Genomic DNA, 25,651 nt, shown 5'->3' with positions numbered 1-25,651 from the left:
GCGGCTCCCATGGGACTGGGGCCAAGCCTTTCGATCCGCCAATCGCAACAGCTGGTGCTGACGCCCCAGCTGACGCAGGCGATCAAGCTGCTCCAGCTTTCGAACCTCGAGCTCGACGCGTTCATCGCCGAGGAATTGTCCAAGAACCCGTTGCTCGAAGCGCGCTCTGAAGAGCCGGACGAGCAGCCGGCGGGCGACTTTGCCGGGGATGATGGGCCGGATGGCGAAGAGGCGCCGGAAGACCCGGGCGCGGACAATCTCATCATGGGGCAGGCCGATGACGACCGCCCGCTCGACGTCGACTGGACGTCCGAGGCCCTGGAGACAGACAGCTTTGCCGACGTCGTTACCTCGGGCGGCGGCGAGGAAGCCTTCGATTTCGACCGCGTCGAATATGCCGCCGGGTCGCTCGCGGAGCATCTGCTCGACCAGTTGCATGGGGTTTCGGGACGCGAAGGGGATCTTGCCCGGATCCTCGCCGAGACGCTGGACGAGACGGGCTATCTGACGATCCCGCTCGATGACATTGCCGACGCGGCCGACGAGCCACTCGCGCGGGTCGAGCAGGCTCTGGCGATCGTCCAGGATCTCGAGCCCGCCGGCGTCGGCGCGCGCTCGCTTGCCGAATGCCTCGCGCTGCAGGCCAAGGCCGCCGACCGCTACGATCCCGCGATGGCGCGGCTGATCGATAATCTCGACCTGCTGTCGAAGGGCCGCACCACGGACCTGAAGCGCATCTGCGGCGTCGATGACGAAGATCTTGCCGACATGGTTCGCGAGCTTCGCGCTTACGATCCCAAGCCCGGATGCCAGTTCGCAGCATCGGCCGCGGCGGAAGTGACGCCGGACGTATTCGTGCGCCGCACGCCCTCTGGCTATTCGGTCGAGCTGAACCAGGCGACCTTGCCGCGCGTGCTGGTCAACCGCCGCTACTACCAGGAACTGAGGTCGGGGCCGCAGGACAAGAAATCGCGTGCGTGGCTGAGCGAGTGTCTCGCGAGCGCGAGCTGGCTGGTCAAAGCGCTCGACCAGCGCGCCCGGACCATCGTCAAGGTCGTCAGCGAGATCGTGAAGCTGCAGCAGGGTTTCTTCGAGCGCGGGGTGTCCGCGATGAAGCCGATGACATTGCGCGAAGTCGCGGACGCCATCGGCATGCACGAATCGACCGTCAGCCGGGTCACCTCGAACAAATATCTGCTGAGCGACCGCGGCCTGTTCGAGCTCAAATATTTCTTCGGGTCAGGGGTCGCTTCATCGGAAGGCGAAGGCGGTGCCGCGGCCGAAGCGGTCAAGGCTGGGATCAAGCAATTGATCGGCGCGGAGGACGAGATCCTGAGCGACGACGCGATTGCCAGCCTGCTGAAGGGCAAGGGCTTCGATGTCGCCAGACGGACGGTGGTCAAATATCGCGAGGCGATGGGAATCGGATCGTCGATCCAGCGACGCCGCTTGAGAAAAATCGCCGGCTAGGCCGAGAGCCTAGCCCAGATGGGCAAATGATCAGAGGCACGGCGCGCGGCTGCGCTCATATGGACGCCGGCTGCGTCGATCGTCAGATCTTTGTGAACGATGATTCGGTCGAGCTGCGCCACCGGGTGGCGAGCATGAAAGCTTGGACCCGTCGGGGCGAGATGAAACTCCGGCTCGATTTCCTTGAGACAGCCGGCTTCAGTCCGCCATTCGTTGGTGTCGCCCATCAGCACGGTCGGCATCTTCTGCGGCCGATCGGCGATCGCCTCGAGGATCGCGCGCATCTGCCGCTTCCGCCACAGGCCGGAGAGGTCGAGGTGCATGCCAACGATCCGAAGCGGCTTCTCGTCGATGAGCAGCTCGGCCATGACCGCGCCGCGCGGCTCTAGGGTCGGAAGGTCGATCGCCGAGCAGCCGAGCACGCCGATGTGCCGCTTCACCAGGATCGCATTGCCGTGCCAGCCGATGTTGCGGGTGTTGAGCTTGAACAGACGATCGGTGTGCTTGCGCGCCTTGTCGAACGCACGCTTGTGGCGAACGCCGAGGTGGACCGGCTTGTAGAGGCCGTGAGTGTCGATCAGCTCGTGCGGCACCGCCGAACCGCGCCCGCCGAAGCGCTTGTCCGCTTCCTGAAGGGCGACGATGTCGGCGTCGATTTCCCGCAGCACATCGAGGACGCGATGCGGGTCGCGTCGGCGATCGAGGCCGATTGCCTTGCGCATATTATAGGACGCGACGGTGATGCAGCCGTTGATCACGAGCCGCCAACATCAGCCATGAGCCGAAGTTCCTAGACGTCCAGGTTGGCGACGCTGAGGGCGTTGTCCTGAATGAACTCCCGGCGCGGCTCGACCACGTCACCCATCAGCCTCGTGAAGATTTCGTCGGCGACATCCGCCTGCGCAACCTCCACCCGAAGCAGGGAGCGGTTCGCGGGATCGAGCGTCGTTTCCCACAATTGCTCGGCGTTCATTTCACCAAGGCCCTTGTAGCGTTGAATGCTGAGGCCCTTGCGGCCGGCGGCAAGGACCGCGTCGAGCAACTCGGACGGGCGGGTCACGGGGACCGGCTTGCCCTTGGTCTCGGCTTCGATCGCTTCGGCGCTTTCGCCGTCCTCGCCCTCAACGGGCTCGGGCTTCGCCTCCTCCGCAGCGCCCTTCTTCAGCGTCCGCAGAGTGGAGGGCTTGGCGTATGCGGTTGCCTGCTCCTTGGCGAGCGTGTCGAGCTTGCGCGCTTCGGCCGAGACCAGGAAGCTGGCCTCAACGACATGAGCGTCCGTGACGCCCCGCCACAGCCGCTTCAGCAGATAGCCGCCTTCCGCGGACACTTCGCCGGACCAGGCGGCCTCGGTGTCGCCCGCGCCGAGCCAGTCGCCGACCCTGGCAATGGCCTTCGTCTTGCCGTCCTTGTCGAGGTTGGGTTTGAGCGCGCCGTTGATCGCGAGCGCCTCGATCAGCGCTGGATCATATTTGCGCGGGGCGTAGCGCATCAACGTCCGCATGCGGCGCGCGTGGTCGACCATGGTTTTCAGGTCATTGCCGCTGCGCTGGCCTTCGGACGTGTCGAGGACCAGGCCCTCGAGCCCCGCTTCCTCCAGGTAATCGTCGAGCGCGGCGTCGTCCTTGAGATAGACTTCGGAGCGGCCGCGAGCGACCTTGTAGAGGGGCGGCTGGGCAATGAAGAGATGCCCATGCTCGATCAGTTGCGGCATCTGCCGGTAGAAGAAAGTGAGCAGCAACGTGCGGATGTGTGCGCCGTCGACGTCGGCGTCCGTCATGATCACGATCTTGTGATAGCGCAGCTTTTCAAGGTTGAATTCCTCGTGCCCGATCGAGGTGCCGAGCGCCTGGATCAGGGTGCCGATCTCCTTTGAGCCGAGCATGCGGTCGAACCGCGCGCGCTCGACGTTGAGAATCTTGCCCTTGAGCGGCAGGATCGCCTGGTTGTGGCGGTTGCGGCCTTGCTTCGCGGATCCGCCGGCGCTGTCACCTTCGACCAGGAACAGTTCGCTGAGTGCCGGGTCGCGTTCCTGGCAATCGGCAAGCTTGCCGGGCAGTGAGGCGATGCCCATCACCGACTTGCGGCTGGCTTCGCGCGCCTTGCGCGCCGCTTCGCGCGCCGCGGCAGCGTCGATTACCTTCTGGATGATCGAGCGCGCATCGCCCGGGTGCTCCTCGAGCCACTCGGTCATCTTGTCGCTCATCAGGCTTTCCAAGGGCTGGCGGACCTCGGAGCTCACCAGCTTGTCCTTGGTCTGCGAGCTGAACTTGGGATCCGGCAGCTTGACCGACACGATCGCGGTCAGGCCCTCGCGCATGTCCTCGCCCGTGAGCGTGACCTTCTCGCGCTTCAGCATGCCGGACTTGTCGGCATAATTGTTGATGGTGCGCGTCAGCGCCGCGCGGAATGCGGCCATGTGCGTGCCGCCATCGCGCTGCGGGATGTTGTTCGTGAACGGCAGAACGTTCTCGTAATAGGAATCATTCCATTCGAGCGCGACGTCGATGCCGATGCCGTCGCGGACCGCGGAGATTGCGATCGGCTCGGGAAACAGCGCGGTCTTGGCGCGGTCGAGCCATTTCACGAAGGCCGCAATACCGCCCTCATAATAAAGCTCATGCTCGACCCGCTCCTCGTGCCGTGCGTCGGCCAGGATCAGGCGAACCCCCGAATTGAGGAACGCCAGCTCGCGGTAGCGATGCTCAAGCTGCTCGAAATCGAAGTCCGTGATCTTGAAGGTGGTCGGGCTCGGCAGGAAGGTGACCTTGGTGCCCTTCTTTCCTTCCGGTGCCTTGCCGACAATCTTGAGCGGCGCCTCGGCATCGCCGTGGCGGAAGCGCATCCAATGCTCTTCCCCGTCGCGCCAGATGGTCAGTTCAAGCCACTCCGACAGCGCGTTGACGACGCTGACGCCGACGCCGTGGAGTCCGCCCGAGACCTTGTAGGCATTGTCGTCCGAGGTGTTCTCGAACTTACCGCCGGCGTGGAGCTGGGTCATGATGACCTCGGCCGCCGACACGCCTTCTTCCTTGTGGATGTCGGTCGGGATGCCGCGGCCGTTATCCTCGACCGTGACCGACCCGTCGGGATTCAGCTGGATGAGTATCCGGTCGCAATGACCAGCAAGCGCTTCGTCGATCGCGTTGTCCGAAACCTCGAACACCATGTGGTGAAGGCCGGATCCGTCATCGGTATCGCCGATATACATGCCGGGGCGCTTGCGCACCGCATCGAGGCCCTTGAGGACCTTGATGCTCTCTGCGCCATATTCATTCTGATTGGGGTCGGTTGCCATAGTCCAGATATAGGGATTTTGGCCGAGAAGTCACGCGCACACGCGTGCGCGCACGCATAATGCGCGCGCGCGTGAGTCCTAAATCGGGCTTACCCCTGAGCGCGGCCGGGACCGCCGAAGCGCCGCCGGCCATGGAACTTACGCTTCGGCTGGCCGCCCTCCGGGCGCCTTGCCGGACGAGCATCGGACGGAGCCTCACGATAGGCTTCCGGCCGGTACGAGGTCCGTCCGCGATTGCCCTCGACGCGCTGCGCCGAATGATCGTCGCGGCGCTGGCCAGTGCGATCCTGGGTACCGGTGCGGTGGCCGCCATGCCCGTCGGCACGGCGCGGATGGCGCTGCTGCTGACGTTCATTGCGAGCGTCGCGGCGCTGACCATCGTGACGCCGGTCGGCCTTGGTGTGCGACCGTTCGGAGCGCTGCGGCGCTACCTTCGGCGCCGGCTTCATCCGCCGGAACGTTTCCGCGACAGCCGCGAAGTCGGCGGGCAGTGGAGCAACTTCGATCTTCTGGCGCGTCGTACGCTCGATGTCGCGCAGATTGCCGCGCTCGTCGGGAGCGCAAAAGGCGATCGCAATGCCGTCCGCCCCGGCGCGCGCGGTGCGGCCGATGCGGTGGACATATTGCTCCGGCACTTCCGGCAGATCGTAGTTGATGACGTGGCTGACGCCCGGGATGTCGATCCCGCGCGCAGCGATGTCGGTCGCGATCAATACCTTCGCTTCGCCTGACTTGAACAAAGCGATGGCGCGCTCGCGCTGCGCTTGGCTCTTATTGCCGTGAATCGCATTCGCCGGGATTCCAGCAGTTTCCAGCATGCGCACGATTTTGTCGGCGCCATGCTTGGTGCGGCTGAATACCAGGGCGCGCTGGACCGCTTCCCGGCCGAGAATCGTGGCAAGCAGCGCGGTCTTTTCCTGCTGGTTGACCATGGTGACGCTCTGATCGATCCGCTCGACCGTGGTCGCGGCCGGCGTGACCGACACTTCGGCCGGGTTGGTTAGATATTTGTCCGCGAGCTCCTTGATCGCCTTGGGCATGGTTGCCGAGAAGAACAGGGTCTGACGCTTGGGCGGGACGAGCGCGACGATCCGCTTCAGCGCGTGAATAAAGCCGAGGTCTAGCATCTGGTCCGCCTCGTCGAGGACGAGGATCTCGAGCTCGCGAAGGGTCAGCGCGCGCTGGTCGATGAGGTCGAGCAGGCGGCCCGGTGTGGCGACGAGGACGTCGAGCCCGCGCGCCACGGTGCGCACGCTCTTGGAATTCGGCACGCCACCGAAAATGACGCCGACCGACAGGCGCATATATTTGCCATAGGCTTCGGCGCTCTTGGCGATCTGCGCGGCAAGCTCACGCGTCGGCGCGAGCACCAGCATGCGAACGTGGCCGGGCTTCGGGAAGCGCTTGGCCTCGGCCAGCCGGTCGAGCGACGGCAGCATGAAAGCCGCGGTCTTGCCGGTTCCGGTCTGGGCGATGCCGAGCAGGTCGCGACCGCTCAGAACGGTCGGGATGGCCTGCGTCTGGATGGGCGTCGCCTGCGAATAATCTTTCGCGGCAAGCGCATCGAGCAGGGGCTTGGAAAGCCCCAGGTTCATGAATGACATTTGTAGAAAATTCCAAAACTTTGCGCGCGGCGAATGCGCCAAATGCGCACGCCGCGAGCGGGGTCAAAAAGCGCCCCGCGTGAATAGGAGAGCAAGAAAATCGAGACGCGGGCCACTCCCGTCAGGGAGGTTCACGCCGCTTCGAAAGCGTCTCGTGCTGCAGTGCAATATAGAGAGAAAGAGAGAAAAGTCCAGCCGCTCACTCGGGATGGGCGATTCCCGGTTCGATCCGGAAGCGCGATGCGGCGCTGATCCCGTCGAACAGCGCGGCCTCGGTCGCGGTCATCCACACCTGGCCGCGGCCTTCGAGCCGATCGAACAAAGCCGCCCGGCGCTTGGGATCGAGGTGGGCCGCAACCTCGTCGAGAAGCAGGATCGGCGGCTGACCGCGCCTCTCGGCAACCAACTCGGCATGAGCGAGGACCAAACCGAGCAGCAGTGCCTTCTGCTCGCCCGTCGAGGAGCGCGCCGCCGGCATTTGCTTGGCGCGATGAACGACCTCGACGTCCTGGCGATGCGGCCCCTCGGTCGCGCGACCCGCCGCTGCGTCGCGGGCGCGATTTCGACGAAGAGCGGGCGCTAGGTCGCCACCGTCCCAGCCGGCAAGCGCGATTGCAGCCCGCGCAAAATCGTCATCGGGGACATCAGCCAGCCGGCCCCCGAGCGCTTCGACGGTTCGCGCGCGTGCATCGGTAATCGCCGCACCGTGCTCGGCCATGGCCGCTTCCAGCGAATCGAGCCAGGCCGTGTCCCACGCCTCATCGGCGAGCAGCTTGGTTCGCGCCCGCATCGCGGCCTCGTAGCGCGAGGAATGGTGCGCATGGCCGGGCTCAAGTGCGAGGACGAGCCGGTCGACAAACCGCCGCCGCTCGCCCGCGCTGGCCGTGAACAAGCGATCCATCGCCGGGGTCAGCCACAGCACCGAGAGCCACTCGGCAAGCGAATTCACAGCCGCCGGGGCGCCGTTGACCCGCACCTGGCGCCGTTCGGGTGCATCGGGAAGCGTGCCGGTGCCGATGTCGGTTTCACCGAGCCTGGCAGCAACGGCCCAGGATCCGCTCCCATCCTTGCGCGCCATTTCGGAGAGCGCCGGGCCGCGCAGCCCTCGGCCGGGGGTCAGCAGCGATACGGCCTCGAGGATGTTGGTTTTGCCGGCACCATTCTCCCCCGACAGCAGCACGAACCCCGGCCCCGGCGCGATCTCGGCCGAGGCATAGGAACGGAAATCGGTTAACGTGAGGCGCGAAACTGCGGACATTGGGGCCGACCTAGCAGCGCGGCCCCAAGGCTCACACCCGCATCGGCATCAGCACGTAAAGCGCGTTGGACTTGTCATTCTCGCGGAGCAGGGTCGGCGCCGCGGCGTCCGCAAGGTGAACCTCCACGACGTCGCCGTCGATCTCGCCCAGGATGTCGAGCAGATATTTGGCATTGAAACCGATCTCTATCCCGTCCGAGCCGTAGTCGGCCGCGAGCTCCTCGGTGGCGACGCCATTCTCGGGCGAGGTGACGGACAGCGTCACCTTGTCGCGGTCGAGGCTGACCTTGACCGCGCGCGTCTTCTCGCTGGCGATGGTCGAGACCCGGTCGACGCCAGCCGAGAAGCTTTTCGGATCGAGCTTCAGTAGCTTGTCGTTCCCGGTCGGGATCACCCGGTTATAGTCGGGGAAGGTTCCGTCGATCAGCTTGCTGGTCAGGATCGCGCTGCCGAGCCCGAACCGGACCTTGGTCGGCGACAGCGAAATCTCGACCGTGCCCTCAAGCTCTTCGAGCAGGCGGTAAAGCTCCTGCACGCACTTCCTGGGCACGATGACGTCAGGCATGCCGTCGGCCCCGTCGGGCTTGCCGATGGTGATGCGGGCGAGCCGGTGCCCATCTGTCGCCGCCGCGCGAAGCTGGTCGTCGACGACGTGGAAGAAAATGCCCATCAGATAATAGCGCGTCTCTTCGCTCGAGATCGCGAAGCGGGTCTTTTCGATGATCTGGCGAAGCGTTGCGGCGGGAAGCTCGAACCGGGTCGGGAGTTCGCCCTCGGCGATGACCGGGAAATCGTCCCGCGGCAGTGTCGACAGGTTGAAGCGCGAACGGCCGGCGACAACCTGCATCTTTCCTTCGGCGGCGGTCAGCTCGACCTGGCTGCCTTCGGGAAGCTTGCGAACGATGTCGAAAAAGGTGTGCGCCGAGACGGTGATCGCCCCGGCCTGGCTGACGTTGGCCGGGACGCTCTCATCGACCTGCAGGTCGAGGTCCGTGGCCATGAGGCGGATGGACCCGTCGTCCCGCGCTTCCAGAAGCACGTTAGACAGGATCGGAATGGTGTTGCGCCGCTCCACGACCGATTGGACGTGGCCGAGGCTCTTCAGAAGTGTCGCCCGCTCAATAGTCGCCTTCATTTGGAAGCCCTCATCCGCACGCGTCCCGGCCACTATAGCGAGCCGTTTTGCGTGCGGAAGTGGGTCGATGTCGAAAGCATGATCTAGCGGCTCATTTGCCGCCAGATCACAACATCTTGCGGGCTTAGCCGGCCTTTTGGCCCACCGCCGGCTTGGCTGCCTCGCCCTTCGCGGGCATCAGCACCGCGTCGACATGATGGACGACGCCATTGGAATACTCGTCATCGCCCGTGACCGACGCCTTGTGGCCTTCGGCGTCGGTGAGGACAGTCTTGCCGCCTTCCTTGGTCGCCGTCAGCGTGCCGCCGCCCATAGTGGCGAGGCTCGCCTTGCCCTTGCCGGTGTCGATCGCCTTGTCGATGTCGGCGACCAGGACCGTGCCCGGCAGAATCATGTTGGTGAGGATGCCGGTGAGCTGGGCCCGGTTGGCTGGCGTGGCATCGAATGTACCGGCGGGGGCGGATCCGATCGCCGCATCGTCAGGAACGAAGACGGTGTAAGGCCCCGGTCCTGCAAGAGTCTGGTCCAGTCCAGCAGCCTTCGCCGCGGCCAAGAACTTGCCGTTGGCGTCGAGGCCGGCGGCAATGGTCTTGTTGCCTGCCGCCTTCTCTGCCGCCGACGTCTGCGCTTTCGGCGCCTCGCCATTGCCGCCACCGTTGTTGTTGCAGGCGCTCAGGCCGACCAGAGCGGTCGTCGCCAGCGCAAAAGCAAATGCACGGGTCTTCATGCCCATTCCTCCTTTTTCATTCGTGTCGCGAAATGGCCCGGCGGGGTTAGAGTTCCCGCCGGGCCGCTTTTGTAACCGTCAGCCTCAGGTCAGGATCGAGGCGACGACGGCCGAGACCAGCTGCGTGGTCGGGTCGACCTGGTAGATGTTGCCGTTGTTGTAACGGTACCAGGCGTTCGGCGTGTCATAGTAGGTCGAGCGATAAGCATAGGGCACGTTGTAGGTGCTGTAGCCCATCGGCAGCGGCTGGCCGACGCTGAACCCCGGCGAAAGCAGGGCCGCGACCGACGTGATCAGGCTCGACTGCGGATCGTACTGATAGATGGCGCCCGGGGCATAATAATAACCGTAGTCGGGCGTATCATAGTACATGCTGCGATACTGGTACGGCACGTTGTAGGTGCTGTAGGCCGAGGGCAGTAGCTGTCCGACGCCATAGCCGCCAGCATAGGTCGGGATGACATTCACGATCATGCCGGTGATGCAGTCGACCTGGTAGACCACGCCGTTGGCGTAGCGGTTACAGATGTTCTGCGAGCCGTAAGCTCCATAGCCTCCGTAGGGGTTGTAGCCGCCGTACCCATAGTCGTAGCTCGACGGGTAGAAGCTGTTGAGGCCCCAGTAATCGGGCGCGTAGCTGCTCATATATTGCTGGGGCAGATAGCTGCCGGGCATGTAGCCGCCGCCGAGCAGCGGAAGCAGCGCCGAGATCAGGCTCGACGTGCGGTCCACCTGGTAGAGGTAGCCATCACCGTAGCGGTAATAATAATCGGGCGTATCCGGATAGAGGTACTGAATGTTCCTCGGCAGCGGATCGAGCGCGGCGATGGTCGCGGCCGTGGTCAGCGGAACGCCGATCAATGTCTGCGCCGTCGTGATCGGAAGGACGCGGGTGCCATAGCTGTTTAGCGGACGAATTTCCGCGCGGTTGGCGGCAAGCGCCTGAACCCGCGCGACATTGTCGGCGCGAAGCTGGACACGGGGCGCCTGACGGTCGGCACGAAGCTGCTGGCGATCAGCCTGCATCACCTGGGTCTGAGCCTGCCGATTGGCGCGAAGCTCCTGGCGCTGCGCCTGCATGGTCTGGGCCTGGGCCTGGCGGTCCGCGCGAACCTGCTGGCGAGCAGCCTGACGTTCAACGCGCGCCGGACGATCTGCCCGAACCTGCTGAACACGCTGGGCGCGAACCTGCTGACGCTCAACGCGAGCGGGGCGTTCGGCGCGCATCTGGACGCGCTCCACGCGCTGTGGACGTTCGATGGCCGTCATACGCTGCGCGCGCTCCATGCGCGGAGCTGCCATCTGCCGCTCCATGCGCGGCGCTTGCTGACGCTCAGCGCGCACCTGCTGGCGCGGCTGGGCCTGTTGGCGCTCGGCGCGCGCGGCCTGCCGGTCTTGCTTCGGCCCCGCGCTTGCCGGGGCGCTGATCGCCAATGCGGCGACACCCGCGGCGAGGAATACCCTGGTCATCACAATTTCTCCTTCTCAACGGCTTTAACGGCCATGGGACCGCACCGTTCCCACGCCTAAACGACGGGAACCTGCGACCTACCGCACTAGGGTGAACCTCAAATGTCCTTGACGTTCAGATAGTTGGATCGAGAGTATCGTCGATCCACGACGCACGCAGCTGCTTGATCGAAAGCAACATCAGGAGCGCCGCAACGAGGTAAAAGAAAGTGCAGCCAGCCGCCGCGTATCGCAGCGAATCGACGCCGCAGGTGGACTTCAGCATGTCTGACAGGCCCCCCATCAAGAGCGGCCCGACCCCTAGACCGATGAGGTTGTTGACCAGCAGGAAGGTGCCAGCAGCGGTCGCCCGCATCGGCCTTTGGACGAGATGCTGAACGGCCGTCGTAACCGGTCCCAGCCAAAGGATATTGAGCGCATTGGCGACGAGGAGCAGCGGCCAGGCGATCCACAGATTGGGTGCAAGGAGGCCGAGCGCGAAGGCCGGCGCCGTGATCAACCACGCAAACGCAGGGAGCCTGGCGTACCAGCCACGGTCCAACGTTCCCAACCGGTCGGCGAACCAGCCGCCGGCAAACACGCCGGCACAGCCGCCGATCAAGAGTAGAGAGGCGAGGAAATTGCCGGTCGATAGAAGGTCGAGGCCGAAGCTTCGTTGAAGCACAGACGGTGTCCACAGCGCGAGGCCATAGCCGGTCAGTGAGCTTGCTGCTGAGGCGAGCGCCAGCAGCCAGAAGGCCGGCTTGCGCGCGAGCGCGGGGAGGACTGCGGAGCGACGAGGCGGCGATTCCGGAACCCGCCGGGGCAGGTCGCGGACGAAAAAGCGCAGCACGGGCGACAGGATTAACCCGGCCAGTCCCATGACCAGGAACGCCGCGCGCCAGTTGATCGCGTGCGCAATGTAGGCGCCGATCAAGGTGCCTCCGGCGAGGCCCAGCGGCACGCCGAGATAGTAGATTGCCATCGCGCGGGCGCGCCGTTCCGGGGGAAAGTAATCGGCAATCAGCGCCACGGAGGGCGGCACGCCGCCCGCCTCACCGACACCGACCCCAAGCCGGTAGAGGAATAGGTGGGTGAAACCCGCTGCTGTTCCGCACAGTGCGGTGAACGCGCTCCACACGGCGAGCGAGCCGGCCACCACCGCGCTTCGGCTAGTGCGGTCGGCAAGGATTGCGAGCGGCAAGCCAAGCACCGAAAACAGCAAGGCGAAAGCGAGGCCGCCGACGGCGCCGAACTCGGTATCGGTCAGGTGGAGGTCCGCCTTGATCGGCTGGGCGAGGATGCCGAGGATCTGGCGGTCGAGGAAATTGAAGATGTAAGCGAGCAGCAGCAGCACGAGCACCACCCGCGCCCCCCTCGCCGGCTGGTTCACGAAAGCTGGCTCAGCAAGTCGATCAGCCGGTCAACGTCCGCGCTGTCCTGATAAATGCCGAACCCGATCCGGAGGACGTCGCCGCGAACGTCGGTGATGCAATTCTGCTGTTTGAGATCGCCGTACCAGTGCTGCGCGTCCGGCGAGCGGAAGGCGAGGAAGCGCGCATGCGGCTGGCCGTCGAGGGGGTTGAGCAGCTCTGCGCCGCTCAACGGGTTGGCCGCTAGCAGTTGTTGTTGAAGCGCGGTGACGTGATCGGAAATGCGCGCGGTCGTCAGGTCGTTGTCGTGGAGCATGCGCTGGATCGCGATGAGGCGGTACAGGGCCGAAGGATCGAAGGTCGCGCCGAGGAAGCGTGTTGCATCTTTCGCGTAACCGACGCTTCCAGCCGGCAGGCTCAGATCCTCGAACTCGGCGAACCACCCGGTGATGGGCGGGCGCGGCCCGAAGCCGGACGGCGCGTGGAGGAAAGCGCAGCCCTCACCCGACATCGCATATTTGTACCCGCCGCCGAGATAGAAAGCGGTCCCGGGAGCCCCGCCAGCGAAGGGCTGAGGCACGGCCATGAAAGCGTGATAGCCGTCGACGACCACCCATGGTCCTTCGGGACGCCCAAGCGCCGCCAGCTCGGCAACGGCTTCGAAAACGCGGCCGCTGCCGAAGAGCACCTGGCTGACCAGGATCAAGTCATGGCCGCCGCCCTGCGCCGCGGTGAGGAACCGGTCGGTGAAGGTGTCGAACGGCTCGGCCGCAATACGTTCGACGCTGATCCAGCGCTCTTCTTCCCACCGGGCGAACTGGCGGCGGGCGCTGTGGAATTCGCCGTCGGTGGTCAGCACCCGAAGTTGCCCGCTTTGGCGCGGCGCGGCCGTCACCAGCCGGATGAGGAAGTCGTGCGTGTTGGACGAGAAGACGATAGCGCCGGGATCGTTCGTCCCAAGCTCGCGCGCGACATGGCTCTGGGCCTCGGTCCACACCTCGTCCATCACCTTGTCCCACTTGCGATCGGCAAGCCGGGCAGCGTCGTTCCACGCCTGCACCTGACCTTCGAAGCTGGCGTCGGGCCAGAGGTGATGGCTGTGAGCGGCGAAATGCAGCCGCGTCGGATCAGCGCCGAGGCTGCGGCTGAACAGCGCTTTGAAACTCAAAGGCCGGTCCTCAATTCCCACAGTTCCGGGAAGACCCGCTTGTCGAGGGTGGAGCGCAGATAGGAAGCGCCGGCCGACCCGCCGGTGCCGCGCTTGTTCCCGATGATGCGCTCGACGGTCAGCACGTGCTTGTGGCGCCACATCGCCAGCGCGTCGTCGATGTCGACCAGCTTCTCGGCAAGCTCGTAGAGCTCGAACCATCGCTCGGCATCGCGATAAACTTCGAGCCACGCGGCAGAGAGCGCTTCAACCGAGCCATCGCCGATGTCGAAGCCGGCTCGCGCCAGGGCCGAGGTCGCGGCGTCGCGCAGGCTCGGGCTATCGAGCGCGTCCTGAAGCCGCGTCCGCGCCATCGTCCCTTCGTCGTGATGATCGAGGAAGGCCGGATTTTTCAGGCCGAGCCGAAATTCGATCTCGCGGAACTGGGCCGACTGAAAGCCCGAGCTGGTTCCGAGCACGTCGCGAAACTTGAGATAGTCGACCGGCGTCAGGGTCGAGAGCACGTCCCAGGACAAAGTCATCACCGCCTGGATCCGGCTGATCCGCGCCATCGCCTTATAGGCTTGCGCGAACCTGTCTTCGCCGATCAACGAGATGGCCAGCACGAGCTCGTGCAGCATCTCCTTCATCCACAGCTCCTTGGTCTGGTGGATGACGATGAACAGCATCTCGTCGTGGAGATCGGACAGCGGCTGCTGCGCCGACAGGAGCTGGTCCAGCTTCAGATAGTCGGCATAGGTCATGCCGGCAGGGGTCGCGGTCATGACCCTCGGCTTAGGACAAAGCGAAGCGTCGCGGAAGCTTGAGCCTTACTGGCCTGGAATGCCGCCCGAATTGACCGAGCCGATATTGCCGAACAGCTCTTCGAAGAAGCTCTTCTTCTTGCCCATCGTCGGCGTCTTGCGACTGGTCGGCTCAAGGTTCATCGCCAGCTCCTTGCCGCTTTGGTTGACCGACGTGACGTTACCGGCGTTGTCAAAATTGACGACCAAGGTCGTCTGTCTGGTCACGCGCGGGTTGCGGAACGCGAGCTGGGTCGTATCGCGGGCGACGTAGATCCACTGGTTCGGCGCAAACTGGCCAACGAAGGTCGGGCGGCCGAGCAGCTTTTCGACCGACGCCTGGTTGTCGACGCCCGGCTGGATCGAGGTGACGAGCTGGGAGTCGATCACGGAGCCCTTGTGCGCGCGCATCGCGGCGCAGCCGGTCACCAGCAGTGCCGCAACAGCGACTGTCGTAACCTTCGTGAACCCAAGCTTCATTCGAACCCAACCTCTCTTAAGGACGCTTCCGGACGGCATGCCTTGCCTGTCGGCGCGCGGGCCTCAATATGCAGTGGCGCAACCGGCTGCAACCGAAGAGGCCAATCAACACCTATGCTCGGCTTCCTGTTCAGGGGATTAACGGCGTCGCCAGCGCGGGGCTCGGCGCTGTTCGATGCCGCTACGGCGGAGGCGCGGCGGCCGGTCTGGTATGTCGAAGCAGGCGTACCCGACACGCTCGACGGACGCTTTGCCGTGCTGGCGACGATCACCGCGATGACCATCGTGAGGCTCGAGCAGCTGGGCGATGATGGCACCGCGCTGTCGGTGGCGCTTACCGAACGATTCATCGAGGTAATGGAGTCGGAGCATCGGGAGCTCGGAATCGGCGACCCGACCCTGGGGAAGACTGTTCGCAAGCTCGTCGGCTCATTGAGCCGGCGGACCGATTTCATCCGGAATGTCGTCAGCCACAGCGGCGACTGGCGCGAAGCGGCGCGTGACGGACTTTATAAGGAGGAGCCCGCAGCAGGCGTGCTCGACGCGGCGGCGGCCAGCCTGCAAGACACATGGACGCGGCTCGCGCGCTGCGATGTCGCGTCGCTAATTGAAGGGAAGATCCGATGACCGACCGGTTCGGACATCATCTGCGCCTCGACCAGATCGGCGAAGGCGAGCGGATCGATCTCGTTGCCGACGAGGGCGAATGCGGCGCGATCTGCAAGCGGCTCGGCCTCGAAGCGCTGGACCGGCTGGAGGCCCATGCTGTCATGTCCCGAACGGGCGACAAGGTTCGGGCCACCGGGCGGCTAGGCGCGTCGGTCACGCAGAGCTGCGTGGTGACGGGCGAGCCCGTCGCCGCGCATATCGACGAGCCGTTCGAGCTGCTGTTCGTCCCCGAGCAACCGGCAGCCGGAGCGGATCAGGATATCGAGCTTGGCGAGCAGGATTGCGACGTCGTGTTCTACGACGGCGCAGCGATCGACCTTGGAAGCGCCATCGCCGATACGCTGGCGCTCAGCCTCGACCCGTATCCGCGCAGCGCCAGCGCCGAATCGGCGCTCAAGGAAGCGGGTGTGTTGTCGGAAGAACAGGCCAGCCCGTTCGCCGTTCTGGCCGCGCTCAAGGGTCGCAAGGACGAGGACTGATCAAACGATCAGGACGGCCCAATCAAAACGGGACGTCGTCGTCAAGATCGGTGTCGAACGCCGCCGGCTGGGGTCGCGACTGCGAGCGTGATGAACCGCCGCTGCTGCCGCCGTAATCGTCGCCGCCGAAATCTTCGCTGAAGGCGCCCCGGCCACCGCCGCCACCGTCACGGCTGTCGAGCAGTTGGAGCTCGCCGCGATATTTCTGGAGCACGATCTCGGTCGTGTAACGGTCGTTGCCGCTCTGGTCCTGCCATTTGCGGGTCTGGATCTGGCCTTCGATGTAGACTTTCGAGCCCTTCTTCAAATAGCTCTTGGCGACCTTGCCCAGGTTCTCGTTGAAGATCACGACATTATGCCATTCGGTCCGCTCCTGGCGGTTGCCGTCGCGGTCCTTCCAATTTTCGGATGTAGCGATTCGCATGTTCACGACTTCGCCGCCGTTATTGAGCGAGCGCGGCTCCGGATCCGCCCCCAGATTGCCGACCAGGATCACCTTGTTCACGCCCGCCATTTCGCTCTCCTCTTCTTGAGGACAGCTATAGGCCGAGCGGCTCCGGCGTCCAGTAGATTAGGCTGCGGCGAGCCGGGCAGCGGACCGGCGCCGGTTCCAAGCGAAACCGGCAAGCAGGACGAGCAGCGTGAGGAGCTGTGCGGCGACACCTTCGCGCGTTGGGAAGATGCCGAGGACCGGAATGCGCGGGAGAGCTTCGGGGGTGACGCCAACCAAGCCGGCTTCCTGCAGCGCGGCGACGCCCTTGCCGGCGAGGACCACTGCCAAGACCGCGACCAGGGCCGAGCTGTAGGCGAAGAATTTTCCGATCGGGAGGCGCTGGCTGAACTTCAGCATCGCGACGGCGATGCCAGCCAGAACCACCGCGCCTGACAGAGCGCCGGCGATGAGCGCGCCGACATAACCTTCAGCCGCGAGCGCGACGTAAAACAGGATCGTCTCGAAGATCTCGCGGTAAACGGCGACGAACGCGAGCAGGAATAGGAACCACGCCGACCCGCTGGTCACAGCATCGCCGAGCTTCTCGCGAATATAGCGCTGCCATTCATCGGCCTGCGCCTTGCCGTGCATCCATATCCCGACGAACAGGAGGACGAGAGCGGCGAAGACGGAGCCGAAGCCTTCTGTCAGCTCGCGAGTGGCGCCGCTAATGGTGATGAGCTCAGTCGCCGCCCACCAGGTGAGCACGCCGGCGATCAGCGCGCTGATCCAGCCGTAGTGCACGGGGCGCGTCATTTCGGTGCGGTCGCCCTTTTTCAGGAAGGCGAGCATTGCGACGACGATGAGGAGCGCCTCGAGGCCTTCCCGCAGCAGGATCGTCGCGGCGCCGACGAAGGTTGAAACCGCGCTTCCCCGGTCAGGGGCGAGGGCGCCTTCGACCTCAGTGAACAAGCCGTCGAGCGCATTGATCCGCTGTTCGACCTGGTCGGTGCTTTCGCCGCGATCGATCGCCGAGCGGAGCCCGGCCATTTGCTTTTCGACTTCGGCGAGCAGCGTTGCGTCGCGCGCGCTCAGCGCAGCTTCGACCGGCTCGAAGCCGTCGAGATAGGCGGACAAAGCGAGCGACTTGGCTTCGCTTCGATTGCCGGCGCGATAGGCGGCGAGGCTTTGCGACAGGCGATCGCGCACCAGCGTGAGGCTCGACCCCTTTGCGCCGATCGCGTCCGGATGCGAGCGAAGGTAAGCGATGACCGGGCCGGCCTTGTCGGCGCCGATTTCTTCCGCGAGTTTCGCCTCCGACAGCGAGCTCAAGGCGACAAGGTCGGGCACCTTGGACCTGACCGCAGCATCATTGTCCCAGATCGCCTTGCCCTGCCGGGCCAGCGCTTCCGGGTAAGCGAAACCCCCGGCGTGGAAGGCGAGCGCCCATTTGTCGGCGTCGGGGAGCTGGGCGAAGCTTTGCATCGCGGTGCCGTCGAGACCATTGCTGATGACCTGATAGAGCGCGAACGGACTGCGCTGCTTGGCGCGCTCGCGATCGATAAAGGCGATCGGGGGCGGATTGAGCTGCTTGGCCATCGGCGTTTGCGCATCGCCCTTCGCGCCGTGGCAGGCGGCGCAGTTTTCCTGGAACAGCTGCGTTCCGCGCGCGAGATCCGGCGCCTGCTTCGGCCCCAATGGAACCGGGTAGGCTGCGAGCAGATGCTGGCCCAGGGTATGAGCCGCGGTGGCGACGTCCTCCGGGCTCGCCTTCCGCTCGATCAGCGCGGCGAACCGCTTGCTTTCGTCGACCAAGGCCGCCTTGGCCGGGCTGGCGGGCAACGCGGCGATCTTGTCTGCTGCGGAGCCGGAAAATTCGCGCATTTCCGCATATTCGGACGCGCTGATGACCTTCCCGTCCTTGACCGCGCCACCATAGTCGACGGAGAGATAATCGAGCAGTTGCCAGGTAGTCTGCACCTCGCCGGACGGCGCGGCGGCCAAGGTCGGCGCGCAGGCGAAGAGCAAGGCGAGGCTCAGCAGGAAGCGGCGCAGCATGAGCGACGCCTAGCTTTGCTGCGAATGATTATCAATAGCCGCCTAGCGCGGCGGGTAGCGCAGCCGCCCGAGGAACCTCGTGACGCTCAGCCGGCGATCGGCCGATCCGCGCCATTCCGCCTTCAACTTCTCGAACTTCATCACGGCGTCGATCCGGCGGTCGAGAAATTCACCTGTCGCGATCCAGCCTTCGCTCTGGTCGTCGAGCCAGGCGAGCAGGGTCGAACCATAGACGCCGCCTAGCGTGATACGCTTCGTGTAGTGATTGAAGTCGGTGCTGGTGTCACCGGCCAGCCGCCACATGAGATCGGCCGTCCGCCACGAGATGCGCAGCGCCAGCGGCACGTTCTGCGGCATGGCGAGGATGGCGAGGCCGCGCCGCACCGCCTCGCGTGCCGGCCCCATGATCTCGAGGCGCTTCCACACCAGGGCGCGAATCTTCTCGCGGATCTTCAGCTTGGCCATGCGCTGTGGCGTAGCCCAGGCTTCGAGCGCCCGATCGACCTCCCGGATGTAAAGGTCGATCATCGCCGCCTGGCCTTTGGGAACGGCGAGCCGGGCCTGGACCGGGTCGATGCCGAGCTGCGCCGCCGCCGAATCGACAGCCGCCTTGGTCCAGCCGTCGAACACCGCATTCTCACCGATCGCCAGCCCGAGCTGGCGCCGCAGCCGTTCGAGGGGACTCGGATCGCTTTTGGGGTCGGTCATGGCACCGATGCACTGGCCTCGCGCAGGCGCCGGCGCAACCCCGGAGACGGCAGGCGGACCAGGATCAGCGCCGCCGCGATGGCCGCCGCGCCGATGAAGTCGACCGCACTCAGCCGCTCGTCATAGGCGAACCAACCGATCAGCGCGGCGATGGCGGGCTGGCTGAGCAGCACGAGGCCGACCACCAGCGGCGATAAATTGCCGAGCGCAAACACGAGCAGGCCCTGGCCGAGCACCTGGCTCGACAGAGCGAAGAGCAGGACCGGCGTCCAGTCGTGCGGCCACACCCGCTCGCCACTCGCAAGGCTGATCGCGAGCAGGATTGGTGCCGCGAACAAGGTCGCAAGGAATAGCAGCGGCAGCGGCTGCAGGTTGGCACGCACCCGGTCGACTAGGATCAGATAGCCGCCGTAAAGTACCCCGGCGATCAGGGTGAACACGTCGCCGGCGAGATTCTTCGAAGACAGCTCGTAGCTGCTGCTCATCAGCAGGATCGACCCGGCGATCGCGAGGACCAACGCGATCCCCTGCATCAGCGGCAAGCGCCGCGCGAGCCACAGCCCCCAGCAGGCGAAGACCAGGCTGCCGGCGTTACCGAACAGGGTCGCGTTGCCGAGCTTCGTCATGCGGATGCCGACGTTCCACAAAGCGAGGTCGAGCGCATAAAAGATCGCCGCCGCGAGGATTGCGATCGTCAGGCCGCGGCGCGGCAGATGGGCCGGTTGCCCGGACGCCTTCGCGATCGCCCAGAGAAACGGGAGCGCGATCGCCAGCCGCCAAAAGCCGGTCGCCACCGGGCCGACGTCCGCGAGCCTGACGAACCAGGGTCCGAACGCGAGCGCCCATGCCCCGAGCAGCAAGCCGGGAAATGCGAAGCGGTGCGCAACCCTTTCATCCATGATCACGGGCTTAGGGACTCGCGCAGGCGCGCGGAAGGGCCAACGGAAGAGGACGCCTATAAGGGCAGCTTATCGATTCCGCATTTCAATCGTGATTGAATGGTTGCTGCTTGAAACTATTTTTTGCGCCGGGGCCACTGGCTAGGAAACAAACAGGAAGCATCCAAATGGTCGGTCTGTTCGAATCGCTTGAGCTCGGCTCCATCCACCTCCCCAATCGCCTGGTGATGGCGCCGCTGACTCGCGCCCGGTCCAACCGCGAAGCGGTGCCCAATGACCTGATGGCCGCTTACTACGCCCAGCGCGCAAGCGCCGGCATGATCATCACCGAAGCCACCGGAATCAGCCGCGAAGGCCTCGGCTGGCCCGACGCGCCGGGCCTGTGGAACGACGCGCAGGTCGACGGCTGGAAGCTTGTCACCGACGCCGTCCACCGCGCCGACGGCCGGATCGTCGCGCAGCTGTGGCACATGGGTCGTCTCGTTCATCCCGACCTTGGCGGCGGCGAGCCGGTCAGCGCGTCGGCGACGACGGCGCCCGATTACGCCCACACCTACGAGGGCAAGAAGCCTTATACCCAAGCCCGCGCCGCCTCGCGCGACGACATCGAGCGGATCATTGGCGACTATGTGAACGCGGCGCGCAACGCGATCCGTGCGGGCTTCGATGGCGTCCAGGTCCACGGCGCCAACGGCTATCTCGTCGACCAATTCCTGCGCGACAGCTCCAACTTCCGCGACGATGAATATGGCGGCTCGATCGACAACCGCCTGCGCTTCGCGACCCGAGTGCTAAAAGCTGTCGGCGACGAGATCGGCATCGACAAGGTCGGCATCCGCTTCTCGCCCAACATCAATTCGCAAGGGGTCGAGGACAGCGACCCGATTCCGCTGTTCGCGACGCTCGCCGACCGGCTCGAGGAGCTGAAGGTGCCGTGGATCGAGCTTCGCGAGCCGAGCCGCCCGACATCGGCTGGCGCGGTGCCGAGCGCGGCGGTCAGCCCGGCGATGCGCAGCCGCTACTCAGGCAAGATCCTGATCAACAGCGATTATGACTGGAAGGACGCCTGGGGCCGGGTCTCGGCGACCACCGCCGACGGCGTCAGCATCGGCCGGCTGTTCATCGCCAACCCGGACCTGGTGAAGCGGATCGCGAGCGGAGCCCCCCTCAACGACGGCGATGCGTCGACCTTCTATTCGGGCGATGCGCGCGGCTACGTGGACTATCCGACGCTTGAAGAAGCGCAGGCCGCCTAGGGCGCGTATTTTTCGCGCAGATTGAACAGAGCGAGCGCGGCTTCGGCCGCGCCGCCCCCCTTGTTGCCCTGCGCCGGATCAGTCCGCGCGATGGCCTGCGCCTCATCCTCGACGGTCAGAATGCCGTTGCCGACAGCATAGCCCTGCAAGGTCAGGTCCATGAGCCCGCGTGCGCTTTCGTTCGACACCACTTCGAAATGATAGGTCTCGCCGCGGATGATCACGCCGAGCGCGACGAAGGCGCAGAAGCGCCCGCTTCGAGCGGCAAGCGCGATCGCGCCCGGGAGTTCGAGCGCACCGGGTACGGTGAGAGTCTCATGCTTGTGGCCGGCGGCCTCTATCGCCGCTCGCGCCCCGGCAAGCAGCATGTCGTTGAGGTGCGGATAGAAGCGCGCTTCGGCAATCAGGATCGTTGCCATCAGCCCTGCACCTCGATCTTCCGTTCCTCGACAATGGCGAGGCCGTAGCCCGCAAGGCCGACGGGCGAGTGATGCGTGTTGGTCAACAGGATCATGTCGTGGACCCCGAGCGCGGCGAGGATCTGGGCGCCGGTACCGTAACCCCGGACGGCGTCGCCGCCTTCGACCGGCTTGCCGGCGCGAAGGTCGATCGACCGGGACAGCGAGCCAGGCGCAGCGGCGTGAAGCGCCACGACCACGCCGGACCCTGCGTTCTCGATCATCCGCATGGCGCCCTGGAACACGCCGGAGCGCGGACCCGATTCGCCGAGCACGTCGGCAAACAGGTCGAGACTGTGCATTCGTACCATCACCGGCTCATTGGGATCGAGCGTGCCGTGAACCAGGGCGAGCTGTTCTTCGCCGCTCGATTTGTCGCGGAAAACCTGCGCCTGCCACTGCGCGCCGCTCGACGACACCAAAGGGCTGACGGCAACGCGCTCGACCAGATGATCCTTTTTGAGGCGGTAGGCGATGAGGTCGCGAATCGTGCCGATCTTCAGCCCGTGCGCGCGCGCGAAGTCCGTAAGGTCCTCGAGCCGCGCCATGGTCCCGTCTTCGCGCATGATCTCGCAGATCACGCCGCTCGGGTTGAGGCCGGCGAGCCGCGCGACGTCGACCGCCGCTTCGGTATGGCCGGCGCGGACTAGCACGCCGCCGGGCTTCGCGATCAGCGGGAAGACATGGCCGGGTGACACGATCGCGTCGGGGCCGTTAGCGGCATCGATTGCCACGGCGATCGTGCGTGCGCGATCGGCGGCGCTGATGCCGGTGGAAATGCCCTCGCGCGCTTCAATCGACACGGTGAAAGCGGTCTCGTTGCGGCTGCGGTTGGTGCGAGTCATCGGTTCCAGCCCGAGCTGGTCGGCGCGTTCCTTGCCGAGCGCGAGGCAAATGAGGCCGCGGCCGTGGCGGGCCATGAAGTTGATCGCGTCGGGGGTCGCCATTTGCGCGGGGATGACGAGGTCACCTTCGTTCTCGCGATCCTCATCGTCGACAAGGATGAACATGCGCCCGTTGCGTGCTTCGTTGATGATCTCTTCCGGCCCGACCAGTGCATCGCCGGCGCTGCGCTGGATCAGCTTTTCGAGGCGAGAGAGCGTGTCCGCAGTCGGATTCCACTCGGAGGAACCCAATTTCCTGAGGCTATTGGGATGAAGGCCGGCGGCGCGAGCCAAGCCGGCGCGGCTGACCTCCCCGGTGGCGATGATCGCTTCGATGCGATCGATGAGCGTTGCAGACATACAGCCGGAATAATCACATTATAGTGTGATGAAAAGAAGGAACAATGATGTTCCTATTGTGATCGGGCGGCCAGCATCCGGTCGATATAGCGAGCAAGCACGTCGACCTCGACATTGAGCTGTCGTCCCGCAGCCAAGTCGCGCAACGACGTGTGTTCGGAGGTATGCGGGATGATATTCACCGCGAAATGCGTGGACCCGTCTTCGGCTTCGCGCACCTCATTGACGGTCAGCGACACGCCGTCGAGAGCAATGGAACCCTTGGCGGCGATCATCGGCCCGAGCTCACGCGGCACGCTGATGCCAACCCGCACCGAATCACCTTCCGGACAGGTGCCGACCACCGTGGCGACGGCATCGACATGGCCGGTGACGATGTGGCCGCCGAGCTCATCACCAAGGCGCAGCGACCGCTCGAGATTGAGCAGCGCGCCTTCGCGCCAGAGGTCGGCCACGGTGCGCGACACGGTCTCACCCGACACATCGACCGCGAACCAGCCTGGAGCTTTATCGACCACCGTCAGGCACACACCCGAGCAGGCGATCGATGCGCCGAGGTCGATGGTCGCCGTGTCGTAGTGCGTGTCGATAACGACGCGAAGGTCCCCCCGCTGCTCGGCGCTGCGGACGGTGCCGACGTCGGTGACGATCCCGGTGAACATCGCCGCGCCCTAACCTTCGCGAACCCGCTCGTAAACTTCCAGCCGGTCGACGCCGAGGCGCTGTTCGCGGACAAGCTGCCAGCGGCCATGAGCGTCCGCGATCGCGTCGAGGCCGACATAGCCAAAGCTCGACTTGCCTTCGCCGACGATGATCGGGGCGCGGTAGATCAGGATCCGGTCGACCAGGTCCTCACTGAGGAATGCCGTGGCCGTCGACGAACCGCCCTCGACCAGGAGGTCGTTGACGTCATGAAGCCGGCGCACATCCTGCGGATTTCTAAGAATTTCCCAACCGTCGACCGCTTCCCCGCGCGTGAGCAAGGCCCGGCGCGGCGACGACTCCTCGAGGCCCGGAAGCCTGACGTCGAGGCGAGGCTGATCGGCCAGATAAGTGCCGCGCCCGACCAGGATCATGTCACTCTTGGCGCGCTGCTCATGAACATGCCGGCGCGCATCCTCCCCGGTGATCCATTTCGATTCGCCCGAAGGAAGCGCGATCTTGCCGTCGATCGACAGCGCTAGCTTCAAGGTGATTCGGGGGCGGCCAAGCTCGAGCCGGGTCAGCCAGCCGGAAAGCGAGCGCTTCGCGGCGCTCCGACCTACGCCGAGCGTGAGCTCGATTCCGGCGGCGCGGAGCTTCTTGATGCCCTGCCCCGCGGTGCGCGGATCAGGATCCTTGAGCGCGATCACCATTCGCGCCGGCTTCGCCTTGAGCAGAAGGGCGGTGCAGGCGGGGCCGCGCTCACTCTCGTGGACGCAAGGCTCGAGGCTCACGTAGACTGTCGCGCCCTTGGCCTTGCCGCCGGCCTTCTCGAGTGCAACCGCTTCGGCATGGGGCCGCCCGCCGGGCGCCGTGGCCCCTTCCCCGACCAGCTTTCCCGAAGGAGAAACTATCACGCAGCCGACATTGGGATTGGGCGCGCTCCGTCCCCGCGCCGCATCGCCCAGCGCAATCGCGCGCGCCATCCACTGCCGGTCGTCAGTCAATATGCAGCCGCTTCGCCAGCCTCTGATAATCTTCCTGCTGCTTCTTCTGCGCAGCTTCCTTCTTCGCCTGGTCCTTTTTCTGGTCGGCGATGATCTCGGCGTCGGTTCGGTTTGATGGGTAGATGTCCACCACGGTCTCGCGCTCGGGGACGGTCATGCCGAACTTGGAGTCTACGACGAATTCGATGACGATGATGGCCGTGACCAGCAGCGCCAGCGCCGCGCCGATCCGTTGCTCGCGGCCGCTGTGCCGGATCACGTTGACGAGATCGCGCAACGCGGCCCGAGGACTGGAGGGGGAAGGAAACCAGGACATGCGCCCGAAGATAGGCGCACGTCCCGTCAGTGCCTAGCCGTCGAGCTGGAAACGCAGCGTAATGACCTCGGTCGAGCTCGTCGCCCTGCCTCCTTCCGTCGCCGGCTGATATCGCCAGTGCGCGATCAGGTAGCGGCGCGCCGAATCGAGGAAAGCGGAGTCTGCCGGTCCGATCGGCTCAACCGCAATCACCCGGCCGCGCTCATCGATCGTCAGCCGGAGCTTCAGCGTGGCCTCCTCCTCCGCGAGCAATTTCGACTGCGGATAGGGCGGCTTCAGCTCCGACTGCGGCGTCAGCAGTTTAGCGCCGATACGGGCGAGCAGGGGTTGGCGCTGAGGGACGACGCTCGGACCTGGATCCACGCCCGGTCCGGGGATTGGATCGACGGTGGGCCGCGGCATTGGGTCGACCAAAGGGTTGTCGATCGGCGGGAGCGGTATTTGCTCCTGCGGCTGAGTGTAGGCCGGCTGCTGTTGTTGCGGCGCCTTCACTGGATCGTTCGCGGGCGGAGGCTGGGGCGTCGGTAGCAATCGCACTTCGATCGGGCGATTGAGGATGCGGTTAGGCAGATCCATCTTTGCGCTCATCACGACGGCAAGCGCGCCGACATGGAGCGCGATGATCGCAAGCATCGCATTGGGGCTGGAGCGACGGGAGCCCGCCTTCGGGCGGTTGGCGGCATAGGCGAGCATAAAACCCTCCTTTACTCGATACTCGTAGAAGGAATGTTACATCATTAC

General features: G+C 65.1%; 25 protein-coding genes. 4 read left to right on the top strand and 21 right to left on the bottom strand.

Annotated features, from left to right (window positions below):
• The first annotated feature begins 9 nt into the window (after positions 1 to 9).
• On the top strand, positions 10 to 1,470 hold the full coding sequence (gene rpoN / locus AC4K8G_RS08140) for an RNA polymerase factor sigma-54 (protein ID WP_491733656.1): 1,461 nt from the start codon (positions 10 to 12) through the stop codon (positions 1,468 to 1,470).
• Here rpoN and AC4K8G_RS08135 read toward each other — a convergent pair.
• The 11 genes from AC4K8G_RS08135 to AC4K8G_RS08085 all read right to left on the bottom strand — a co-directional run bounded on the left by AC4K8G_RS08135 (position 1,467) and on the right by AC4K8G_RS08085 (position 14,741).
• Entirely contained in the window at positions 1,467 to 2,228 is a 762-nt protein-coding gene (locus AC4K8G_RS08135; RefSeq protein ID WP_491733655.1) for an endonuclease/exonuclease/phosphatase family protein, read from the bottom strand. The genes rpoN and AC4K8G_RS08135 overlap by 4 nt on opposite strands.
• Before the next feature lie 32 nt (positions 2,229 to 2,260).
• Positions 2,261 to 4,765, bottom strand: coding sequence for a DNA topoisomerase (ATP-hydrolyzing) subunit B (gene gyrB / locus AC4K8G_RS08130; RefSeq protein ID WP_491733654.1), 2,505 nt, complete (start codon positions 4,763 to 4,765; stop codon positions 2,261 to 2,263).
• Between the two features lie 89 nt (positions 4,766 to 4,854).
• The gene (locus tag AC4K8G_RS08125) at positions 4,855 to 6,369 is read right to left on the bottom strand and encodes a DEAD/DEAH box helicase (RefSeq protein WP_491733653.1); all 1,515 of its coding nucleotides are present in this window, start codon (positions 6,367 to 6,369) and stop codon (positions 4,855 to 4,857) included.
• Between the two features lie 199 nt (positions 6,370 to 6,568).
• Positions 6,569 to 7,627, bottom strand: a complete 1,059-nt coding sequence (gene recF, locus AC4K8G_RS08120) for a DNA replication/repair protein RecF (RefSeq protein ID WP_491733652.1) — start codon at positions 7,625 to 7,627, stop codon at positions 6,569 to 6,571.
• A 31-nt stretch (positions 7,628 to 7,658) separates the two neighbouring features.
• Positions 7,659 to 8,762 (bottom strand): DNA polymerase III subunit beta, encoded by a 1,104-nt coding sequence (gene dnaN, locus AC4K8G_RS08115; RefSeq protein WP_491733651.1) that lies wholly within the window; start codon positions 8,760 to 8,762, stop codon positions 7,659 to 7,661.
• 124 nt (positions 8,763 to 8,886) lie between these two features.
• A complete protein-coding gene (locus AC4K8G_RS08110; protein WP_491733650.1) occupies positions 8,887 to 9,489 on the bottom strand; it encodes a fasciclin domain-containing protein in 603 nt (200 codons plus the stop codon).
• An 84-nt stretch (positions 9,490 to 9,573) separates the two neighbouring features.
• Positions 9,574 to 10,959 carry a hypothetical protein gene (locus AC4K8G_RS08105; RefSeq protein WP_491733649.1) on the bottom strand — a complete coding sequence of 462 codons (1,386 nt, stop codon included), beginning with the start codon at positions 10,957 to 10,959 and terminating at the stop codon, positions 9,574 to 9,576.
• Between the two features lie 115 nt (positions 10,960 to 11,074).
• Positions 11,075 to 12,304 carry a spinster family MFS transporter gene (locus AC4K8G_RS08100; protein ID WP_491733648.1) on the bottom strand — a complete coding sequence of 410 codons (1,230 nt, stop codon included), beginning with the start codon at positions 12,302 to 12,304 and terminating at the stop codon, positions 11,075 to 11,077.
• A gap of 23 nt (positions 12,305 to 12,327) precedes the next feature.
• Positions 12,328 to 13,479 carry a kynureninase/PvdN C-terminal domain-containing protein gene (locus tag AC4K8G_RS08095; protein ID WP_491733647.1) on the bottom strand — a complete coding sequence of 384 codons (1,152 nt, stop codon included), beginning with the start codon at positions 13,477 to 13,479 and terminating at the stop codon, positions 12,328 to 12,330.
• On the bottom strand, positions 13,476 to 14,243 hold the full coding sequence (locus AC4K8G_RS08090; RefSeq protein WP_491733646.1) for a tryptophan 2,3-dioxygenase: 768 nt from the start codon (positions 14,241 to 14,243) through the stop codon (positions 13,476 to 13,478). Before AC4K8G_RS08090 ends, AC4K8G_RS08095 begins: the two co-directional genes overlap by 4 nt.
• Before the next feature lie 45 nt (positions 14,244 to 14,288).
• Positions 14,289 to 14,741, bottom strand: coding sequence for an outer membrane protein assembly factor BamE (locus tag AC4K8G_RS08085; protein ID WP_491733645.1), 453 nt, complete (start codon positions 14,739 to 14,741; stop codon positions 14,289 to 14,291).
• A gap of 114 nt (positions 14,742 to 14,855) precedes the next feature.
• Here AC4K8G_RS08085 and AC4K8G_RS08080 point away from each other — a divergent pair, with 114 nt between their 5' ends.
• Together AC4K8G_RS08080 and AC4K8G_RS08075 are read left to right on the top strand one after the other, a co-directional pair.
• A complete protein-coding gene (locus tag AC4K8G_RS08080; RefSeq protein ID WP_491733644.1) occupies positions 14,856 to 15,368 on the top strand; it encodes a ubiquinol-cytochrome C chaperone family protein in 513 nt (170 codons plus the stop codon).
• Entirely contained in the window at positions 15,365 to 15,889 is a 525-nt protein-coding gene (locus tag AC4K8G_RS08075) for a YceD family protein (protein ID WP_491733643.1), read from the top strand. Before AC4K8G_RS08080 ends, AC4K8G_RS08075 begins: the two co-directional genes overlap by 4 nt.
• 22 nt (positions 15,890 to 15,911) lie before the next feature.
• On the opposite strand, the gene ssb is transcribed toward AC4K8G_RS08075, so the two are convergent.
• The 4 genes from ssb to AC4K8G_RS08055 are packed head-to-tail and all read right to left on the bottom strand — an operon-like array spanning position 15,912 to position 19,987.
• Positions 15,912 to 16,403, bottom strand: coding sequence for a single-stranded DNA-binding protein (ssb, locus tag AC4K8G_RS08070; RefSeq protein WP_491733642.1), 492 nt, complete (start codon positions 16,401 to 16,403; stop codon positions 15,912 to 15,914).
• Positions 16,404 to 16,460: 57 nt separating this feature from the next.
• Positions 16,461 to 18,380, bottom strand: a complete 1,920-nt coding sequence (locus AC4K8G_RS08065) for an FTR1 family protein (protein WP_491733641.1) — start codon at positions 18,378 to 18,380, stop codon at positions 16,461 to 16,463.
• A gap of 42 nt (positions 18,381 to 18,422) precedes the next feature.
• Positions 18,423 to 19,088 (bottom strand): COQ9 family protein, encoded by a 666-nt coding sequence (locus AC4K8G_RS08060; RefSeq protein ID WP_491733640.1) that lies wholly within the window; start codon positions 19,086 to 19,088, stop codon positions 18,423 to 18,425.
• A complete protein-coding gene (locus AC4K8G_RS08055) occupies positions 19,085 to 19,987 on the bottom strand; it encodes a DMT family transporter (RefSeq protein WP_491733639.1) in 903 nt (300 codons plus the stop codon). The genes AC4K8G_RS08060 and AC4K8G_RS08055 overlap by 4 nt, the downstream gene beginning before the upstream one ends.
• 167 nt (positions 19,988 to 20,154) lie before the next feature.
• Between AC4K8G_RS08055 and AC4K8G_RS08050 the strand changes: the two genes are divergently transcribed.
• A complete protein-coding gene (locus tag AC4K8G_RS08050) occupies positions 20,155 to 21,243 on the top strand; it encodes an alkene reductase (protein WP_491733638.1) in 1,089 nt (362 codons plus the stop codon).
• Here AC4K8G_RS08050 and ribH read toward each other — a convergent pair.
• The 6 genes from ribH to AC4K8G_RS08020 form a co-directional block, all read right to left on the bottom strand.
• On the bottom strand, positions 21,240 to 21,662 hold the full coding sequence (gene ribH / locus AC4K8G_RS08045; RefSeq protein ID WP_491733637.1) for a 6,7-dimethyl-8-ribityllumazine synthase: 423 nt from the start codon (positions 21,660 to 21,662) through the stop codon (positions 21,240 to 21,242). The genes AC4K8G_RS08050 and ribH overlap by 4 nt on opposite strands.
• On the bottom strand, positions 21,662 to 22,945 hold the full coding sequence (gene ribB, locus AC4K8G_RS08040) for a 3,4-dihydroxy-2-butanone-4-phosphate synthase (protein WP_491733636.1): 1,284 nt from the start codon (positions 22,943 to 22,945) through the stop codon (positions 21,662 to 21,664). The genes ribH and ribB overlap by 1 nt, the downstream gene beginning before the upstream one ends.
• Before the next feature lie 53 nt (positions 22,946 to 22,998).
• Positions 22,999 to 23,607, bottom strand: coding sequence for a riboflavin synthase (locus AC4K8G_RS08035; RefSeq protein WP_491733635.1), 609 nt, complete (start codon positions 23,605 to 23,607; stop codon positions 22,999 to 23,001).
• Positions 23,608 to 23,616: 9 nt separating this feature from the next.
• Positions 23,617 to 24,594: a bifunctional diaminohydroxyphosphoribosylaminopyrimidine deaminase/5-amino-6-(5-phosphoribosylamino)uracil reductase RibD gene (gene ribD / locus AC4K8G_RS08030; RefSeq protein WP_491733634.1), complete on the bottom strand. Its 978-nt coding sequence runs from the start codon at positions 24,592 to 24,594 to the stop codon at positions 23,617 to 23,619.
• Entirely contained in the window at positions 24,587 to 24,871 is a 285-nt protein-coding gene (locus AC4K8G_RS08025) for a hypothetical protein (protein WP_491733633.1), read from the bottom strand. The genes ribD and AC4K8G_RS08025 overlap by 8 nt, the downstream gene beginning before the upstream one ends.
• Positions 24,872 to 24,943: 72 nt before the next feature.
• Complete coding sequence (locus tag AC4K8G_RS08020; protein ID WP_491733632.1) at positions 24,944 to 25,603, bottom strand: TonB family protein; 660 nt, start codon at positions 25,601 to 25,603, stop codon at positions 24,944 to 24,946.
• Positions 25,604 to 25,651: the final 48 nt, after the last annotated feature.

Source organism: Sphingomonas sp. SP3 (assembly GCF_058514305.1).
The sequence above is the reverse complement of the archived record's forward strand: the minus strand, read 5'-3'. Positions and strand labels throughout refer to the sequence as shown.